At 46.1% G+C, this 20,291-nt stretch carries 12 protein-coding genes; 10 read left to right on the top strand and 2 right to left on the bottom strand.

The window, feature by feature from the left end:
* Positions 1-42: 42 nt before the first annotated feature.
* From ACKGJP_RS36745 to ACKGJP_RS36715, 7 genes are all read left to right on the top strand, one after another.
* Positions 43-2,871, top strand: coding sequence for a chitobiase/beta-hexosaminidase C-terminal domain-containing protein (locus ACKGJP_RS36745; protein ID WP_409343638.1), 2,829 nt, complete (start codon positions 43-45; stop codon positions 2,869-2,871).
* A 1,791-nt stretch (positions 2,872-4,662) separates the two neighbouring features.
* Entirely contained in the window at positions 4,663-5,934 is a 1,272-nt protein-coding gene (locus tag ACKGJP_RS36740; protein WP_409343637.1) for a DEAD/DEAH box helicase, read from the top strand.
* A 476-nt stretch (positions 5,935-6,410) separates the two neighbouring features.
* Positions 6,411-8,150, top strand: a complete 1,740-nt coding sequence (locus tag ACKGJP_RS36735) for an ABC-F family ATP-binding cassette domain-containing protein (RefSeq protein WP_409343636.1) — start codon at positions 6,411-6,413, stop codon at positions 8,148-8,150.
* A 127-nt stretch (positions 8,151-8,277) separates the two neighbouring features.
* Positions 8,278-9,852, top strand: coding sequence for an ABC-F family ATP-binding cassette domain-containing protein (locus ACKGJP_RS36730; RefSeq protein ID WP_409343635.1), 1,575 nt, complete (start codon positions 8,278-8,280; stop codon positions 9,850-9,852).
* 465 nt (positions 9,853-10,317) lie between these two features.
* Positions 10,318-11,511: a pectin acetylesterase-family hydrolase gene (locus tag ACKGJP_RS36725; protein WP_409343634.1), complete on the top strand. Its 1,194-nt coding sequence runs from the start codon at positions 10,318-10,320 to the stop codon at positions 11,509-11,511.
* A gap of 909 nt (positions 11,512-12,420) precedes the next feature.
* Positions 12,421-12,666 (top strand): hypothetical protein, encoded by a 246-nt coding sequence (locus ACKGJP_RS36720; protein WP_409343633.1) that lies wholly within the window; start codon positions 12,421-12,423, stop codon positions 12,664-12,666.
* Positions 12,667-12,955: 289 nt separating this feature from the next.
* Positions 12,956-13,705, top strand: coding sequence for a hypothetical protein (locus ACKGJP_RS36715; protein ID WP_409343632.1), 750 nt, complete (start codon positions 12,956-12,958; stop codon positions 13,703-13,705).
* Positions 13,706-13,939: 234 nt separating this feature from the next.
* Here ACKGJP_RS36715 and ACKGJP_RS36710 read toward each other — a convergent pair whose 3' ends face one another.
* A complete protein-coding gene (locus tag ACKGJP_RS36710) occupies positions 13,940-14,518 on the bottom strand; it encodes a TetR/AcrR family transcriptional regulator (protein WP_409343631.1) in 579 nt (192 codons plus the stop codon).
* Positions 14,519-14,803: 285 nt separating this feature from the next.
* Here ACKGJP_RS36710 and ACKGJP_RS36705 point away from each other — a divergent pair, with 285 nt between their 5' ends.
* The 3 genes from ACKGJP_RS36705 to ACKGJP_RS36695 all read left to right on the top strand — a co-directional run bounded on the left by ACKGJP_RS36705 (position 14,804) and on the right by ACKGJP_RS36695 (position 19,146).
* Positions 14,804-16,003: an MFS transporter gene (locus ACKGJP_RS36705; protein ID WP_409343630.1), complete on the top strand. Its 1,200-nt coding sequence runs from the start codon at positions 14,804-14,806 to the stop codon at positions 16,001-16,003.
* A gap of 187 nt (positions 16,004-16,190) precedes the next feature.
* Positions 16,191-17,588: a hypothetical protein gene (locus ACKGJP_RS36700; RefSeq protein ID WP_409343629.1), complete on the top strand. Its 1,398-nt coding sequence runs from the start codon at positions 16,191-16,193 to the stop codon at positions 17,586-17,588.
* 349 nt (positions 17,589-17,937) lie between these two features.
* Positions 17,938-19,146, top strand: a complete 1,209-nt coding sequence (locus tag ACKGJP_RS36695) for a hypothetical protein (protein ID WP_409343628.1) — start codon at positions 17,938-17,940, stop codon at positions 19,144-19,146.
* Positions 19,147-19,355: 209 nt separating this feature from the next.
* On the opposite strand, the gene ACKGJP_RS36690 is transcribed toward ACKGJP_RS36695, so the two are convergent.
* Positions 19,356-20,207: an alpha/beta fold hydrolase gene (locus ACKGJP_RS36690; RefSeq protein ID WP_409343627.1), complete on the bottom strand. Its 852-nt coding sequence runs from the start codon at positions 20,205-20,207 to the stop codon at positions 19,356-19,358.
* Between the last annotated feature and the right edge of the window lie 84 nt (positions 20,208-20,291).

Genomic DNA, 20,291 nt, shown 5'->3' with positions numbered 1-20,291 from the left:
AAGAAAATTGCTTTGACACTCACAACAGGAGGAATGAATTCGATGAAAAAAAGAATCATAAGTTTCTCAATAGCGGCTCTATTGGGATTAAATGCTGTCTTCAGCTTTCCCGCTGACGCGGCAGCGAAGACTTCTGCCGACTTTACCGACCTGAAGGATCTGGATGCGGCAACGAAAGCCAGGTTCGACGCCATGATTAGCGCTGGGATTTTCGATGGCGTCAGCGATACGACGTTCGGGCTCAAAGATGAGATGAACCGCGCCCAGTTCGCAAAGGTTGCGGCATTGATTACGGGTATTGAAGTCAATAAAGATCTGAAGACGTCCAGTTTCGGCGACGTCAAGGTGGATGATGCCGCCAACGGTTATGCGCTGCCCTTCATTGAAGCACTCAAAACTGCCGGCGTTACGGATGGCTATGGCGAAGGTACATACAATCCGGCCGGTAAAGTAACCAAAGAGCAGCTGGCCACGTTCTTGGTCCGAGTGTTAGGCAAGGACGCGGAAGCAAAAGCGAAGACTGGCAACGATAGTACGGTATCCAACTGGGCGCAGGGTTATGTTGCTTGGGCGTTGCAACAAAAAATATTGACAAATGGCGCGGACGGAAAGTTCGGCGGCCAAGCCAGCGCAACGCGCGATCTGCTCCTTACAAGCGCATACGAAGCCAAAGCACAGTACGTTTCTCCCGGGAAAGTGTCTATCGCGGAAGCGAAGCCAGTAGGCGTGAAGAAGATCAATGTGACCTTTAATAAGCCCATCGACACAACGAAGGCTGGTCTATCCATCACAAAGGCCGAAGGTGCACAAGTCGACTGGGCTGCTGATAAAAGAAGCGCTACTTTGACCTTTGCGAAAAATTTGGAGGAAGGAAGTTACGTCGTTACCTTATCCGGCCTTGATGCCGCGGTTGTTGACAAAACAACCGCCACCGTGACTGTAATTGCCGAGACAGTCACCAAGATTGAATTTACCTCTGCGTCCAACACGGTTGCCAGCTCGAAAGCGGTCGTTATCCCGTTTAAGGCTACCAATCAGTATGGCGAAATGGTTCAAGATATTTCCAAATTCGAAGTCAGCGCTTCGGTTCCTGTTTCTATTGACCTTAAAGGGATGGCTGTCATAGCGGATACCTCGTTAAAGTCAAAAGATGAACGAATTTCCATCTACGTGATACATCCGGCCAGTGGAGTTCAAGCTTCTAAAAATTATACGATTGAAGCACCTGAGGTTGTGCCGCCGGTAGTCAGTACGCCGAGCGTGGTTAAGACACCAACAGCTAGTGTATCGAGCGGAGCTGTAACGGTAGGCACGAGTGTATATTTGATTGACGCAACGCAGGGGGCAACGATCTACTACACGACGGATGGCAACGCGCCAAGCACCAGCAGCACGGTGTACAGCTCACCAATCACGATAACGAATGCAATGACGATCAAGGCAATTGCAGTAAAAAGCGGCATGGTGAACAGCGAAGTCATGTCAGTGTCGTACACGATTATACAAGAACAAGTAGCAACCCCTACGGCTAACCCTTCGAGCGGAGCTGTAGCGGCAGGCACGAGTGTATCGCTGCTCAACGCGACGGAAGGGGCAACGATCTACTATACGACGGATAACAGCGATCCAAGCCCAACGAACGGCACGATATACAGCTCACCAATCACGATAACGAATGCAATGACGATCAAGGCAATTGCAGTAAAAAGCGGCATGGTGAACAGCGAAGTCATGTCAGTGTCGTACACGATTATACAAGAACAAGTAGCAACCCCTACGGCTAACCCTTCGAGCGGAGCTGTAGCGGCAGGCACGAGTGTATCGCTGCTCAACGCGACGGAAGGGGCAACGATCTACTATACGACGGATAACAGCAACCCAAGCCCAACGAACGGCACGATATACAGCTCACCAATCACGATAACGAATGCAATGACGATCAAGGCAATTGCAGTAAAAAGCGGCATGGCGAACAGCGAAGTCATGTCAGTGTCGTACACGATTACACAAGAACAAGTAGCAACCCCTACGGCTAACCCTTCGAGCGGAGCTGTAGCGGCAGGCACGAGTGTATCGCTGCTCAACGCGACGGAAGGGGCAACGATCTACTATACGACGGATAACAGCGACCCAAGCCCAACGAACGGCACGATATACAGCTCCCCAATCACGATAACGAATGCAATGACGATCAAGGCAATTGCAGTAAAAAGCGGCATGGCGAACAGCGAAGTCATGTCAGTGTCGTACACGATTACACAAGAACAAGTAGCAACCCCTACGGCAAATCAGACTGACTCGAACGGCAGTGTCCTGGTTACGTTGAGCACAACGCCGTCCGATGCTATGATCTACTACACGACGGACGGTATTCATGATCCGATGACTAATCCGCAGACTGACCCGTACACCGTTACGTACAACGGACCCTTTTATGTCGAGACCGGTTCTACGATCAAAGCGATCGCAGTGAAAAACGGCATGGCCAATAGCAACATCATGACACAGCAAATTACGGTCGTTCCCACGCCGGTCTTGTCTGCAAACAGCCTGGCATATATCGGCGAATCGAACACCCCTGGGAGAAGTCTTCTGAAGTTGACGTTCAGCAAGGACGTGGACCCAACTTCAGCAGCGAATGGAACCTATATTGTGTGGATACAGAGCGGCATGAACATCGAACCGGTGACTATTCACTCGGCGGCTTGGGGAGGCGTTGGTCATGAGAACGAAGTTACGCTAGAGGTTGACAGTCTGGCGAGTACAGCCGCCCCAGGCACTTATGTGAGCGTCCAGGTGGACAACGTCCAAACCACTGACTTGAGCGAAACGATTGAAAGCGGTCATAATAATACCGGTTACACGGTATAGGAACCAGGCTGATTCTATTTTGATTCATAAGCGAAGGCACCCGGTGGGGTGCCTTCGTTTTATCCTCGGCATAGGAAGCACGTTCCATTCGCAAGTCTGACAAAGGAAAAATCCGACCCGAAGGTCACCGTCCCGGACAAGCCTGAAGCACGGGATACGTTCCCACGGGTACGATCGTTCAACCCCGGCTACCGATACATACACCTCTAAAAGAAAAGAGGTCAACCAGTAAAAACTGGCTGACCTCATAATACGACGGGTACGATAGTTGAACAAAGCGAGAGGGCCATCCCGTAAAGGATGGCCCTAAAACTTGCCGTTACAGACAGCGCGGAGAACCGTACCATAAGTGACGGCGAAATTTTTGGGATTCGGAATTAAAAATTTTGACTCTCGGATATTCGTGGAGTATTAGCAATTTTCCTTGGAGTGTGGTGGGCATCATAAGTCTAGTCAGCATCACGAATCACCTTATATTCTATGTCCTTCGCAAGTAATCATGCCCGTAGAGGCACCGTGTTAAACCGCAAACGATCAAGGAGTATGTATATCACAAGACTAATTGAATAGCCCTTCTGTAAAATATGCAGAAGGGCTATTCCAATTTTTTGAACTTTGAGTGGTTCACCTTGTAAATAAAAAATACAGTAACGAAATTTCTGTAAAAGAGAATATTGACAAAGCAAATGAGTTGTTTTATTCGATGAAGATTTCGAAGATCGAGAAAAAGATTTTTTAAAGGACATCAAAATTGCTTTGGAGTTGCCCAAAAAAAAGGATAGACGCCGGAAGATAAGTCGCTTAAATGATGAGTTGAATGGCTATGCAACTCGAGTCTTCGATACCTTAACAAAAGCATCAAAAATATACGCCACGGAAACGAAAGTTAAAGATCTAAAAAAGTTAGCTGAACTCATTGATTCTCAGAAAAGAATAGAATCTTAACAAAAAAATCCTTCATCAGGCTGAGAACATTCATGATGCAATTAAGTCATTAAATGAAGGATTAAAATCCTTAGAACTGGTGGATGAATTTTCGCTTCGAAGAGAGGACGAATCCCAGAATGATTTTATCGAGAAAGCCTTTAGAGCTCTATATAACGAAAAGAAGCCACAAAATGCAGAAGAAAAAGGTATACTCCGAGTAAGCATAAGACCTCGATAATTACATAAAGAAAGCTTTCAGATTCAAGCCGTTCAGCACGATTTCTTTCGTCTGGCGGCCTTTATGTTTTGTAAAGGGCTTGTGGAACGGATGAAAAAATTTAGCCGTTATAGCGTGTAAGCTGAATCGTATCACAAGTAGGGCGAATTTTTTTGCCAGCTACATGCGGACGGAATTTAATTGCTAGGCCAATCGATTACTTTTTTTCGGCCAATGTCGAAATCGCCCCCACTCTGCCGTCTTATTGTTGAGTGCGCATAAGAGAGAGATTATTTTGGAAAAAGGGAATAGCAAAACAAGAAGCGGCTGGATTCTGCTCCTCAGTTCAATCGCAGCGTTTATGGTCGTACTGGATAGAGATTGGGGTTACGCCCCGGGCCGCCATTCTACCTCCTAACCTGCTTAACCACAATGCTCCAGTACAATTTCTCTGATGGTTTTTCCGGACTTTATTTTGCATGAGCAAGTTTCAAGTTAGGGTGTTTCTCCATCGCATCGGCACTAATGATGATGAGGTTATCAAACGTTTTCACTATTTCAGTGGAAGTGCAGTTCTACTCCTTTTCTAGGGTATAATACTAGTATAGAAACTTGAGTATTGGCTGGTTCTTGAAGAAGGAGATCGTATGACGTTTGAACAATTGCAGTTGATTCCCCCTATTATTAAAGCAATAGCTAAGGAAAATTATTCGCAGCCCACGCCTATTCAAGAGCAGGCAATTCCCCCGGTGCTGGCGGGCCGTGACTTGTTTGGCTGCGCCCAGACAGGGACCGGCAAGACAGCGGCCTTCTTGCTGCCGATCATCCAACTGCTGAGTACACAGCAGGGTCGCCCGAAAGGTAAGCGCGTTATACGCTCACTGATCCTGACGCCTACGCGTGAGTTGGCTATTCAGATTTCCGACAATGCCAAATCTTACGGATGTTTCACGAATGTGCGCTGCGGCGTGATCGTGGGTGGTGTCACGCAGAGGGCTCAGGAGCAGTTGTTGGAGCAAGGCACGGACATTCTGATTGCAACACCGGGACGGTTGATCGACCTGATGAACCAAGGGTTCGTTGACCTGCGTCACGTGCAGATTCTGGTGTTGGACGAAGCCGATCGGATGCTTGATATGGGATTCATTCATGATATGAAGCGAATTATTGCCAAGCTACCCTCTAAGCGGCAGACGTTATTCTTCTCTGCGACTATGCCGTCTGAGATCACATCTTTGGTTAACACTTTGCTGAAGAATCCGGTGAAAATTGAGATTACTCCTGTTTCCTCAACGGCGGAGCGGATTAAGCAGGTCCTCTATTATGTGGACAAGCCGAATAAACTGTCGCTGTTGATCGATCTGCTACAGGATAAGTCGATCGCGAGCGCTATCGTGTTCACCCGTACGAAGCACGGTGCGGACCGGGTAGTGCGAGGCTTGACGAAAGTGAAGATTACTGCGCAAGCGATTCATGGCGACAAGTCCCAGAATGCCCGACAAGAGGCGCTGAATAACTTCAAAAGCGGTGCGACACGCTTGCTGGTGGCGACAGACATTGCGGCACGAGGCATCGACATTGAGGAACTATCGCACGTTATTAACTTTAATTTGCCAAATATAGCGGAGACTTACGTACATCGGATCGGCCGTACTGGGCGTGCGGGCTTAAGTGGGATCGCGATTTCGTTCTGCGAGAATGAGGAGATTCCTTATCTGAAGGAAATCGAGAAGTTGACGAAGCAGAGAATCCCAGTGATTACCGATCATCCTTACCCGATGACAATTACGAAGCCGGAACCGGCGACGGTCGTGGTGGACCGAGTCAAAGTCAACAGTGCGCCATCCAAGGACGATGCTCGCGGACATAGCGGCGAGGCTGGCCGCCGCCACGGACGGCGATCCAATGCTGGAAAGTAAGCCGGTTAAAGTTTTTAGAGCATTTAAGTTTTTAATCGTGGGGCTTACTCTTACTGACAATCCCATGGTTCTTAAGACACGGTTTTTGCCGCCTAACCCGAAGAAACTCGAGAAGAGCATGGAAGAGGGAACGAAGGGGTAAGGGGACATCGCATCAACATTTATTCATCACAGAGAAGGCACCCAATCGGGTGCTTTTCTATTGTAGTATTAGAACAAATCTCTTTTGCAAGGTGTGGTTAAATGGTATGGAAGCCGGAAAAATTTAAGATACTTGGAGACTTTTTAAAATCTCGTCGAGAACGGTCTTTATTGCTACCAATGGAACGCAGGGGAATTCAGGAATCAGAGGGGATACAAATGGATTGAGGTTGGTTGTAAACGGTGTTACGCTAACAATGGCAAACGTAAAACTTATGTTGCAAGACATCTAATGATAATAATCACTATTTCAGTTATAAAGAAAGGGTAATACGATGATAAAAGTTGAACGCTTATCCTTCTCGTTTCCGCAAAAAGAACTATATAACAACATTTCATTTACGTTAGAAGAAGATCAACATTGCGCTTTTATTGGAACAAGCGGCAGTGGGAAAAGTACATTGATTGATATACTGATGGACCCGGAAAGATATCTTTTCAATGGCAAATTAGAAATGGACCCCGATTGCACAATTGGATATGTAAGTCAGTTCTCAGAACTAGACAACACTAAAGAAAAAACAGTGTTTGAATATATAGGAGAACGATTTATAAAGATTCAAAATGAAATTCAATCGATTTGCACGGAAATGGAAACTTCATCGGATATAGAACCGTTATTGGAAAAGTATCAATTCGCTTTAGACGCATTTGATGCAATGGGCGGGGATGATTTTGAAAGCAACATTCATAAGCAGCTAAATCTAGCAAACCTCATGAAGCGAAGAGATCATAAGGTATCCGACCTGAGCGGCGGGGAATTCAAGCTTATTCAAGTGATGAAGGAAATGCTTAATCGTCCCGACTTCATGATTATGGACGAACCGGATGTATTTTTAGACTTCGAAAACCTAAACGCGCTTAAAAAACTGATTAATTCCTACAAAGGAATGCTGCTGGTTGTTACGCACAACCGATATTTATTGAATCATTGCTTTAACAAAATTATACACCTTGAAAATAGGGAGATCCAAGAGTTCGATGGGCGGTATATGGAGTATAACTTCTCCTTACTTCAGACAAAAATCGAGTTGCAAGAACTCGCAGTCGCCGAACATGAAGAGAGTGAAAGAAACGAGAAAATCATCAATAATCTAAGGACTATTGCAACTTATAATGCAGATGCCTCTAGAGGTAGAGCGTTAAAAGCTAGAGTTAGTTTTCAAGAGAGGTTGGAAGCGCGTAGAATTAAAGCGCCCTTCGTTGAGATTAAGCAACCGAATATCCGTTTCGGTATGGATAATGAAATGGAAGACGCCATTGTTGTAAAGGTCCATGATTATAGCGTTGCTTTTGACGAGCTGCTTTTAGACAAGGTTAACTTTGAGATAAAAACGACGGATAAAGTGGCCATTATCGGTCCAAACGGTACCGGAAAAACGACTTTACTTCGAGAAATCTTTTGCAATAATCATGATTCAATTGAAATAAATGCCGACGCTAAAGTGGCTTATTTATCTCAGCTTCAAGGTGAAATGCTAAATGATTCTAATACAATATTAGAAGAATTCATTGATGTGGGATTTAACACTTATGATGAGGTCAGATTGTATCTTTCAAACTATGGTTTTGAAGGAGAAATCGTTAGTCAGAAGATCAAATCTTTATCTGGCGGAGAAAAAAACATCCTTCAATTGGCTAAAGTTTCTGCCAGTAGAGCAAACGTATTGCTTCTTGATGAACCGACAAGTCATTTAGACACCTATACACAAATCGCGTTGGAAAGAGCCATTGAAGACTATAAAGGTGCGATTCTCATGATTTCCCATGATTTCTATTCCGTTGTAAACGGTATGGATTATGTTTTAATCATTGAGGATAAGACGATCAGAAAAATGAGTATGCGAAAATTTAGACAGATGATTTATACTAGTCATTTTGATAAAGACTATTTAGAAATGGAACAAAAGAAAAAGGCAGTTGAAATGAAAATACAATTGGCTTTAAAAGATACTGATTTTGAACTTGCAAAAGGATTGGTTGATGAGCTAGAAAAGCTGATTAAGTTACTTTAGATTACAACCTTCTAAAAAGACACTGAGGAATAGAACCTCAGTGTCTTTTGGTTACGGGGGAGGAAGTATCTGCGAGGCCAGGGTGGTATAATTACTCCAGAGTGTTGGAGCGAGAAAGGTGATAGCCATGAGCGTAATACGGTTGGAGAACGTCACGAAGAAGTATGAAGAGTCCATGATCTTTCGCGACATTTATTTTCGAGTTATGCAAGGGGAACGTATTGGCCTAATCGGACGGAACGGCGCCGGCAAGTCGACGGTATTTAAGCTCATCATGGGCAAGGAAGAGCCGACGTCCGGCAGAGTAGAAATAGATCCTCAGGTGCAAATCGGATATTTCTCGCAATTCTCGGAACTCAGCGGAGGCTTGTCCGTTCAACAAGAACTAGAAGCTTGCTTCGAGCAGGTTGCCCTTACTGAACGAGAGCTGCAAGAGGTCGGAGATAAACTGGGTGCGGTTACCGACGAAAGCGAGATGAATGCGCTGCTAGCAAGGCAAGCGGAGTTATTCGAGCAGATGGATCATCTCGATGGCTGGAACGTGTCCGTCGAGATTAATACGGTGCTTACGAAGTTAGGGTTTAATGACAGATCCCGCAATCAGCCAATCGATGAGTTGTCCGGGGGATGGCGTAACCGTGCGGCGCTCGCGAAGATGCTAATCGAGCTGCCTGATGTCGTTCTGCTCGACGAGCCGACGAACTACTTGGATATGGAAGGGATCGCATGGCTGGAGCAGTGGCTGTACCGATTCAAGGGAGCCATGATTCTGGTATCGCATGACCGGCAATTTATCGACAAGGTTGTCACGCGCACGATTGAGATCGAGAACTATCATTTTCAGGAATACGAAGGCAACTACACTGATTACGTCCGTAAGAAGAAGATGCGCAAGAAGGAGCTGGACCGCCAGTTCGAGTGGGAGGAAGAGCTGCTGCTCATGGAATCCGAGGCGATCGACGATCGCGCGAACCGGAATTCCGGTTCCAAGGACCGTCGATCGCGTAAGCTGGCGGATAACAAGAAGCGGATAGAGCCGCATCCCGTTAACGTGCTGATTACCGATATCTACGAGAGGTTGCGCTTCCCGGACAAACTATGCGAAGTGAAGAAGATCGGGCAGACATACGAGGGCAGGCAGATCTTCGAGAATGTTAGCTTCGATATTCAGAAGGAAGATCGCTTGGTCATCGTGGGACCGAACGGAAGTGGAAAGTCCACGCTCATTAAGGCACTTACCGGGCAGGAGAAGCCGGAATCTGGGGAAGTTGTCTGGGAGAAAGGCGTCAAATACGCCTACTTCAACCGGATGTGGGAGGAGCTCGATCCTAAGGATACCGTCAGCCACGCGGTGAATACGTATGGATTGGGACTGGATGCTCCGCGCAAAAAGGTGAACAAATTCCTAGCTATGCTGCAATTCTCGGAGGCGGATCTGAGCAAGACGATCGGCAATCTGTCCGGCGGGCAGAAAGCTCGGGTGGCGCTGGCTAAGTGTCTACTCTCGGGTGCGGCCGTTATAATTTTGGACGAGCCGACCAACCATCTGGACCTCACGAGCATACAAGTTATGGAGCAAGCTCTGATCCATTTTCCCGGCGCGGTCATTACGGTAAGCCATGATCGCTTCTTTATCGATAAGATCGGGACCAAGATGCTGACCTTCGATCCGGTAACGGGAGTGACCGAACAGAGCTTGTAAGAGAGAAGCCCCACCTTAACAGCCGTAACTGAGTTGTACGGGAATGATGACTTTCTTGTTAATAAGTCTCTGGCTTAAACCTTGCCGTTTAAGCTTTGATGCTAGACGGTAGCAAGCAGGTAACATAATAAGCTATGCAGAGAAAGCATTCGACAGAGTGCCTTCATTTTCGCTCTATAGATGTTACGGTGAACCATACCATAAGTGACGGCGAAAAATTATGTTTACTGGTATAGAGTTTGTAAAGTTCCCCCTAAAAATGCAAGTAGCCAAAACAGTAAGCACTTTACGCTCTGATCTGGGGGATATATTATGGTTGGAGGAGGGCGGAGGGGAAAATAGTTACTTTAGCTCCACGTTTTTACTTCTCGTCAGCCTGATATTATTGATTGAGATGACCGAGGACAGTGTGTTACAGACGGTAGTGAATACCGTCTGTTTTATGGTTGAAAGGACGGTCTTTGTGTGGCAAAAAAGAAAATAGTGAAAAGAATCAACAAGATTCTCCTGACTGCGACAGGCGGAATTGCACTTATTTTGGGTGGTTTGGTGGGTTTTGTTTATTTCTTCATACTTGAAAAGCCTGCTGAACCGGAAACATGGGCTGCTGCGGAGCGCTATATCTGGAATAAAATCAAGTTTGACCAGGATGCACAAGTTATTTCTGCCGATGGTTCGGAATACTATTTACTTGCCAATAAGGGAGCAGCTGCTGAAGATAAATTGATCATTTACTTTTCTGGGGGCGGTGTGGCTTGGGATGCGGTGACTGCCGCGCAGCCGATCAGTCTGAGTAATGTAGTGAAGAACGGTGAGATCAAATATTACTTTCCGAACATTCCATTCTTTAAAGTAAGTACGCTTGGCGGCCTGTTGAAAAATAATAACCCTGACAATCCGTTCAAGGATTGGAATATTGTATATATCCCTTATTCTACTGGTGATCTGCATATCGGGAATGCATCCAAGGAATATACGGACGCCAAAGGCAAGCCGTTTACAATGCGTTACAACGGTCAAGCCAATACGCGCGCAGCATTGGAATGGATTGCAAACCATTTCGCTGCGCCGGAAAAGATCCTCATTGCGGGAGAAAGCGCCGGAGGATTCGGAGCTGCTTTCTGGGCGCCTGAGATTGCGAAACGCTACCCGGATGCCCGCATTTATCAATATTCGGACGGCTCCTACTTAAATGCCGACCGCTGGCCGGATATTATCGATAACGAATGGAAGGCCAACTTTGCAGCAACTTTTGGTTATGAAGCCCACGGCGATTTGATTTCATCCGTATTCGCGGCGAACCGCAAGCTGCTCCCGGACAACGCGGTACTTTTGCAGTCCAATACGCTTTATGATGAGCTGCTGTTCGACTTTGAAAAGGATCTGAATGATGACGTTTCGGACGATGGCGAATATGTGCATCGCTGGTCGGCCCGCATGCTACAATCTGCGGGAGAGCTAACTGAAGTATTGCCAGGCTACTATTATTACATCACTGATTACGGTCTTAACGAGAAGACGGGCAGGACACCACATACACTCTCCCCATTAAATCATTTCTACAAAGCCGAACAGGACGGGGTGAAGCTGATGAAGTGGCTGGACGATGCCGTGAATAAGGATGAATATTACTCCGTGGGGCGGCATTTTGTAAAGTAAAGAGGGCTGACGATGTTAGTCCAGCGTTCTTCTTCTTCTTCATGAGGGTCATATGTCGCGCCGACAAGAATCGCATGACTTCCCCGCATCAGTTGATGCGGGTGTTTCTGCTGAGGAAGCGTTTTTCGGGCGATTAGATTATAATCGGGGGAACAGTGCCATAAGTTACGGCGAAGGTTTCTTGAAAATATTGCCTGTAGTTAACGAGAGGAGTAAAATGGTAGAAATATAGCATTTTGTAAAGGGCTGACGAAAATTGGCGAAAAAGGTGTTCTATGCTTCGAAAGTGAACGTACACGCACATATTTTTGCGTTGGATCTTGACGATATAATACATAAACATATTCCTAGAGTTATCAATGAAGCCCCAAGCCTAAAATAGGTTCATTTAACTGGAAAATTACTGATGTGAAGCAATTCTCTTATACTGACGATGAAGTCTTTATTATGACGCTTATATCGGTGCGGTGGAGCGGGGAGAACGAAATTTTACCATTGATACACTTGAGAAAATGCATACAGCGCTTCAAGTACAGCCAGAAGAATTATTTCGGAGTAATGGTCCTGAAAGCAAGGAAGAAGCAATAAGGCAGCAGGCGACAGACGAATTTATTGCCATGATTAGCAATTTGAAAAGTGATCAAATCGAAGTAATAAAACGAATTAACAGAGAGCTAGTACAAGCGTTTAAGTAATCCTAACAATTGGCAAAAAAATAAAAATCACCGTTCTCATTTATGGGAAGGGTGATTTTTTTAATAGCGTTGGGTTCTGACACCATTTCCTTGCTGGGGTTATAACAAGTGGGCGTTAAATTAACGGGTAGTTTAGTGCAACAAATGCCTCATTCAAACCGTGTACATTATGTGGGAAAAGTGATACATATTATTACGCGAAAGGAGGCCGACATTGAAACTGGTATACAAGCTTATAGTAGCAATGTTAGGACTGTATCTTATTTATGAAGGTTACTCGACTTATACTTTTACTGCTAGAAGTCCCGACGGTAGTATGGGAATTTATAAGTTTGTTCACCTCTTCATTCCAGCGACAGACTTTCACTTACATGCATATGGAATCTCCTTTTTCTTAGCAGGGGTTTTAATCACATTAACTCCTTTTATTCGTATAAAACGAAAAAGCGAAAAAGGATAAATTGAACTACGATGGGTACATGGGCGGATGATTTAAGGTTGAAGCGGCAGCCTCGATAGGTTTGGCGAATCAAAGTCCCAAAGTGGATATGACCATATGCGCCATATCCACCTGAGGCTGGCGGTCACAGCTAAATTTCTGAACGAAAGCCTCAGTACAGATTATACCAGTTGTGGTAAACTACTGTTCAGATTGCATTTTGCTGCTTCAATCCAAAGCGGAGTGCAGGTCCGTTTCATTTCAAACTGAGCTATGCCTATTGATCGTTCTATTAACAGGAGGAGTATTTATGTACATCGTATCTTGTCCAAAACCGCTGTCTGATGGCCAAAACCAAGCACTTACGAAGGAAGACGCCACTGTTTATCCACCGGGCTACCTGCGGTTTTTGCGGCGATTCGGCGCAGGGACTTACAGAGGGTGGTTGAATGTCCAGTTTCCGGATACGGAGGTGCTTAAACCTTTTGCCGAGTACGGGTTATGGGAGCATGACGAAGACAGCCCCATTACTGAGCAACAGATCGGCGAGTGTATCGTTATTGGTACAACGGTGGACGGTGATTTTCTGGTAGTGCATCCCCAGACGGCTGGGCTGCTCTGGCTACCTCGGCATGCGGAGCACGTAAAGGCGATTTCCCTGCAGGCACGGGAGCAGGAAGACGAAGGGATGTACGCCTTAGTGCTGGACGAAATATATCGTCAGGTGTATGGAATCAGTCAAGAGGAGGCCGTCTATTATGAACCGTGGACGGGCACTCGGAGCCATCTCTTTTTGCGTTTGCCACAAGGGCAGGACCAGCTTTCGCTGCCCGATCTTGCCGGAATGTGCCAAGCGAATTTTCCACCGGATTTGTCCATTGAGACCCAATATGCTTGCTTCCTGTTCTACCGGCAACTAGGTGGCTATGTACGATTGAATTATGCCTACCAGCAAGAGGTGGCCGTCTTCTATGAACAGGATGCACAACAGGCGTTTGCCGTTATGGAGCAGTGGCTCTTGTCGAAAGGGTGCGAAGCGATTTCAGAAAATAACAGATGATCTGGGTGCTCCTTAAGTGTGGGAGAGGGTTCTGACAAGAAGCATGGCGCCCCAGCGAGAGACTACCTGGATTGACAGATGCCTTTGATCCATGAGCAAACAAGGCGATTTAGCTTCCTGCTCGGCGTCGATTCCACCACACGGGAACGCAAAGGTTTTGGGGCTGTCCATGAAAAGCATGAAACCATCATAATATGTTTGTTCGATATTCATTAGAAATTATGAAAATACGACTCAAGTAGAACGGATTCCTGCAAACGCGTTTGTTACTAACTGCTCCACATAGGGTTCGTCCAACGTATCGCCTGTCACAAGCAAACGATAGAAAATCGGCCCGTAAATGAGATCAATGCATATGTCAATGTCGAGGCCTTTTTTCAGTTCCCCGAGTTCAATCCCCTTCTCCAAAAGACTCCTTGCCTCAAGTCGGCGGGGACGGAAAAATCGAGTTCGATAGGCCTCCGCCAATCCTGAATCAAACTGTCCTTCGCCTAATAACTCCGTAATGATGGTCCCCTCCCGACTTATCAAAAACCGGGTTAAATTCGTGGCGTGAATTAGAATATCATTAAATGCTGAACCCGTATCAGGCACGGGCAATCTGGCCGTGGCGGCATACAGGAAACCATCCATGACTACGGCAGCCTTGTTGGGCCACCATTTATAAATCGTGGCTTTGCTAACTTGGGCGCGATCGGCAATTTTATCGACCGTGACGGCCTGAAATCCATTTTCTAGCAGCAAATCATAAGATGCGGAAAGGATAGACTTTTGCGCTTCTACATTACGCGGCCTGCCTCTTTTGCCATTCATCGTAATCGCCACCTTTCTTCCATACATATTTTGAGCTTTAAAAATAAACAATACGTTCAGTATACCAATCACAAATAAAAAATAAAGTTATGATCATCTATTTACAAAACTATACGTTCAGTATATTATTTGGTTATCAATTTAATAAACTATACATTCAGTATTTAAATTAAAAAGAAGGAACTGATGATGTGCAGAAAGCCGCATGGAATTCCCGTTGCCGTGCAGGCATGAAGGTACTCGCCGTGGTGGAAAATCAAATTTCTATATTGGGAGTTGCTTAAAATGACCGTCTTAGAAAAACAAACAATCGAGAAAAATATCCCGACATGGTTAACCATACTTCTGGCTACCGCATGCGGTATCATTGTAGCCAATCTTTACTATGCGCAGCCCTTGGTTGGGTTAATCAGTTCTTCCATCGGGCTGTCCGCAAACAGTTCCGGCTTTATCGTGACGTTAACGCAGATTGGTTACGTGGTCGGCTTGCTATTTATCGTACCTATGGGGGATATTGTTGAAAATCGAAGGCTGATCGTCGTATCTTTGCTTCTCACAGCGGTTGCCCTTGCAATCACGGCAGTGTCGAAACAAGCTGTGCTGTTCTTAGCCGCCTCGTTTGGAATCGGATTAGGGTCGGTTGCTGCGCAAGTACTCGTGCCTTTTGCGTCATACCTTGCATCCGAATCTTCACGCGGTCGTGTTGTCGGTAATGTCATGAGTGGTTTGTTGCTTGGAATCATGCTCTCGCGTCCTTTGTCGAGCCTTCTAGCTGACTTCTTGGGCTGGCATGCAGTATTCGCTTTGTCTGCCACAGCCGTTATTATTTTGGCTATTGTACTGTTAAAGGTGTTGCCTGCAAGAAAGCCTTCGACAGACACACACTATACAGCCCTACTCAGTTCGATGTGGCATTTGCTGCGAACAACCCCGATCTTACGCCGTCGGGCTGCATATCATGCATGTGTGTTTGCGACTTTTAGCTTGTTTTGGACAACAGCTCCGTTACTCTTATCCAGCCCTGCCTTTCATTTTTCCCAGAAAAACATTGCGTTGTTCGCGCTTGTCGGAGTAGCGGGTGCAGCAGCTGCGCCTGTGGCTGGACGATTGGCCGACCGCGGCTGGACTAAACCCGCAACGGGGATTGCACTCGCCACGGTCGTCATTTCTATGTTGTTGCCGCTTATAATCCGTACTGGTTCATCCGCCGGAATAGCTATTCTCGTCGTTTCAGCCATATTATTGGACGCCGGTGTATCCGTAAATCTTGTGCTTGGACAACGCGCGCTCTTCACGCTGAGTCCGGAAATTCGCAGTCGCCTGAACGGGCTTTTTATGGCTATTTTCTTTTTTGGCGGTGCCATCGGATCCGCAATTGGGGGATGGATATACGCCACAGGAGGATGGAGTGCCGCGTTATGGATCGGAATGGCTTTCCCGATCGCTGCCATGCTTTATTTTGCCACTGAAAAGAAGCGGGTTTGACGTTTTAGCAGTCGGGAGACGCCTGGATGCGCTCCAACGCGCAAGGTAGTTGACCTATTTCGTAATGTGAGCAAAATAAGAGAGAGCAAGAAGGATTAGTGGGCGCGACAATAGAAAAGTTGAGATTGACCCTAATTTTTACATGTGAGAAAATAATGGGAATTTTAAAATGGAGGGAAAGCAATGTATGAGCAATATTTTCCAATTCATTCCTATTAGTCAACTTGCAGATAAGTTTCCGGAAGGATCTTGGTGGGCGAAGTTTTACCAGGATTTCAGTGACGAGCAACTTGCCGCTTATTATGAAGGGGATTTGACGCTGCCTTCTCTCAATCTGGATTGGGAAAAGCCTTTTCCGCAACAAAAAGAGGTAATCATCATTTTTATTGATGGAAATTTTACTGTAGACAATCTCTATAATAAAGAAACAGATGGCGCCATAGGGCTTATGGTGACCGGTAATTTGAGTGCGAAAAATATAGCTGTAGGCGGTCAGGAAATTTATGTTTTGGGCAATCTGATGATTGAGGAAATATTGTGCGGCTCCTACAATCATGGGGAAACGATTGTTAAAGGTGATCTCAGCGCTGCGGTTTTAGCTCAGGATGACGAGTACAGTTTCAAAGTAGGCGGGCAGAAATCGATCGCATGCTTAGTAAATGTGTGGGAGGGGGACGGCGTATTTCAGGAGCTTCCGGTGGATATTCATGAGGTGTTGATCGATGAAGTTTTTCTGGATATGGAAGAGGAGGATGCCGACTTTTCTTTTGGCACGCTGGTGACCGTTATTGAAGAAGGGCGTTCCGCATTAAAAAAATTAAATGAATCCCCCACGAGAAAGAAAGCTGTTCATTTATATTTTACCCATAACACGATCAATGAGGAAAATATATTGAGGTTGACTCAGTGTATTTTAATGGCCAATGACAAGCCATCTTTTGATTTTCAGGAGCAAGGCGTATTTTTCAAAGTTCAGCAGGAGCATATTGATGCTGACGGGGATCAACGGGATCTCAGCGTTTATATGAAAAATAACCGGTATCACTATTATATTTGGCTGGAGCAAGACCATTCCGTCGGTTTGTTGAGGAGAACCGTAGATGAAGGGGCAGAGTGGGAGGACATTACAGGAGAGTCTCAGGAACAGCTAGCGGAGATTAGCGATTGCTGGACTATGTTGCTGACCTGCGCTAATATGGCCGAGCTTTATTTACGAGACATTGAGGTACAGTATGTGCAAGACATTTTGCAGCACCCTGTAATTCAGGAATTATATTCGGAAGAGGAGGAGGAGGAGGACGGGTTCTGGGACGGCTCAAAATTTTACAGCTTCCGTCAAGCGCATACGGACGAGGACGGAGACTACCGACATGCTAGAATTGAAATCCAGACTCCCGATGGAGCGTATTATTTTTATACACTGGACAATGGAACTTATGTTTCCCGGCATTATCAGCCGCCCAATCAATATGGCAAGCAGGACATGTCCTATTTGGACCTTAGGCGCTGGGAGGCATCAGAGCGGTATTTTGCAAGATTCAAACAATTTATTGCTCAGAAGATAGAGGCAGGCGTAGATAGTTAGATTTATGCCGATTATTGCGAAAAAAGGGTTATGGTCAAAGAAAACAAAGCATCTGTTTAAAAACAAGTGTCTGATGACGTTTAGTTCTTGAACCGCGAACATTAGTTCACTTAACAGTTGATTCAGGTCGAACTGATGTTCTAACATATGGATGATACCCCTTCTGTATGGCAGCGTGTGATTTCGACACCCTCGCGTTACCAAACGAAGCGGTTTTTTTTATTTAGCAGAATTGCAAGATGCATGCTCTGAGATGTGAGCCCTGTCATCAAGGGGGCCATGCATGGCATGGACTAATTTCTGCACTTGCCGAGTGACTTGATATGGTATAGAAGAAAGGATGATAGAAATGCCAAATGATAACCAAGCTCGTCCTCCTGCCGGTTCTGTCAGAGAAACTGGTCGTTATCCCATCGACCTGACAGGTCCTCGCAGTCACACTCTTGTCATTCAGCCCGGTGTGGGCAGTCTATCCATTGGACCGTCGCAATTGGGGAAGAAGGCAGACCTTCACGTCGCGCCTGATGCGCACATCGATTGGACCGTATTCGATGCCTTTGCCACGCCGGCGGGCTCGCCCTGGCCGCGATTTCTGCATTATACAGGCAGTGACGCAGGCTTCTTTGACTGGGCGCAGAAACGTCCCATTGAAGAGATGACGTGGGCTCCGATCCTGTCTGCAGACACGGTGGCGGACGCCAGCCAGTCCAATTTGCATGGCTTGCATATCGAGTTGGACCAGTCCGGGGGGCCTCTGAGCCTGAAGCTTCCGAAGCGGCATTTCCGCCTGAGTGTGTCCGGTGATCTATCACGCTTCTCGGCCACTGGCGATATGCCATCTTCTCTGACACTAGCGCCACGCACCAGCCGACGCAAGAATGATACTCCTTTCTTGCTGCCCGACCTGGGTGAGTTGCACCAGGTGACGAGCCTGACGCTACAGAACGCGCCGCTGGGACAGCCCATCTCGCTGGAGTGTCTAAACCGGTTTCCAAACCTTAATTCACTGAGTTTGTGGGGGAACTTCTGCGACGTGGACTTGTTGGCTCGTCATGCCCGGTTAACGAATCTGGAGCTGCGCTTCATGCCTGATCTGGGGGACTTGCCGCCCTTGAACGCGTGGCCGTTGCTTGACAGATTTATCGCCTACAATGTGGAAGAGACCGCGGGCAAGCGCCTAAAGCAGCAAATGAAAACACGTGCTAAAACCCGCCCGTGGACCGGCCATGCTTCAGTGAGCCAATTGCGAAAGCCTGAGTGGTGGACGACCGAGTTCGGCCGCCCGTTCTCGTCCTGGCCTAAACGTCTGGCCAAGCTGGCTAACGAAGCTTACAACGTTGCACAGGCAACCTTGGCCCAGGCCCGCAGCTTTGCCGATGCCGAGGCAGCCATTACCGCTTTCACCGTGCGCTTCAATACCCTCAAAGGCATCGAAACCACCGAACGAGAAGACCTTGGCGAAGCGGTATGGCAACTTAGCCAGTCTGACCACCTGATTGGCCAGCCTATAACAGAGGAGATGGCTCAAAGCTGGTTCGAAGCAGCGCGCGATTACTGAATGAAATGAGAAAATGAACGGGATTCAGTTCTCGCAAAATGAAATAAGAATCCATAAGAACATCAACGAAGGAGCATGCCGCGGCTGCTACTTTCGTAATTTTCACCGTTAGACGAAATGGTAAACTCATTTGGGCGAAACCAAAGGGGCAGGAAAATAAAAAAACACTAAGAATCAACTTAGTGTTTTTCGTTATACAAAGGAAAGCCTCAATTGCCCTCAAGAATCCACTTGCTTAGCTCTTTGTCAAAGGTTCGAGGTTCTTCAAACATCGGATTGTGACCACTATGCTCAAAGATCACTTTTTTCACGTGCTCATAGGTTTCATCAACAGAATTCCAAAGTGAAACAGGCGCTACCAAATAATCATACCTGCCTAAACCGATAAATACTGGTTTGTTGAAGTTAGCTAGTGATTGTATAAGATTCAATTCTCCGAATGCTTCTCCCCACAGATGATCGATAATGGGCATATTCGTATATACATCTTCCCACATGTAAGCTGCGTCAAATGTATAGTCATAAAAGCTTTGGGCTCCCATCCGAATACACATGTGAACGAATCGTCGTTCAGGATCTTTCTGAATGTCGCTTTCTAACAAAGCAATATCCATCTCGAACTGTCTTTTTCTCTCTGGACTTGCCGTCTCGTTAAAAAATGCAAAGCTTTGACGCTGTCTTTCCTCGCTATTTGTAGGTGCTGAATTCAATAAGGCAACTTTTTGGACATGGTTGGGATATTTTTTAGCATATTCCAAAGCCATGAAAGCATGTCCTGAATGCCCTAATAGGATGAAATTTGTTAAGTTAAGATCCTGCCTTGCCGTCTCTATATCATCTAACACTTTGTCCAATCTATAATCTTCGGGTTGCAGAGTTCGGGGCGGCTTCACAAATCCTCTATGATCAAGGAAAATAAACTGGAATGTATCATATAAATCTTCTGAGAATAGTTGAGGATAATAAACACTGCTGCCTATCACCAAAATAGGTTTCCCAGTTCCTTTTACACTATAATTCAGTTTAAATCCATCGCTATTTATATTTTGGTATTTATTCATTGTAATCGTCCTCTTTTCTTTTTTATTCTACACATCACTCCTTCCTTTCACGGACTCCATTACATTCTCCATGGAACGTTCTAA

The organism is Paenibacillus litoralis (assembly GCF_046244365.1).
Classification (GTDB): Bacteria; Bacillota; Bacilli; order Paenibacillales; family NBRC-103111; genus Paenibacillus_V.
Note: the sequence above shows the minus strand (reverse complement) of the source record. Positions and strands in the feature narration are given on the sequence as shown.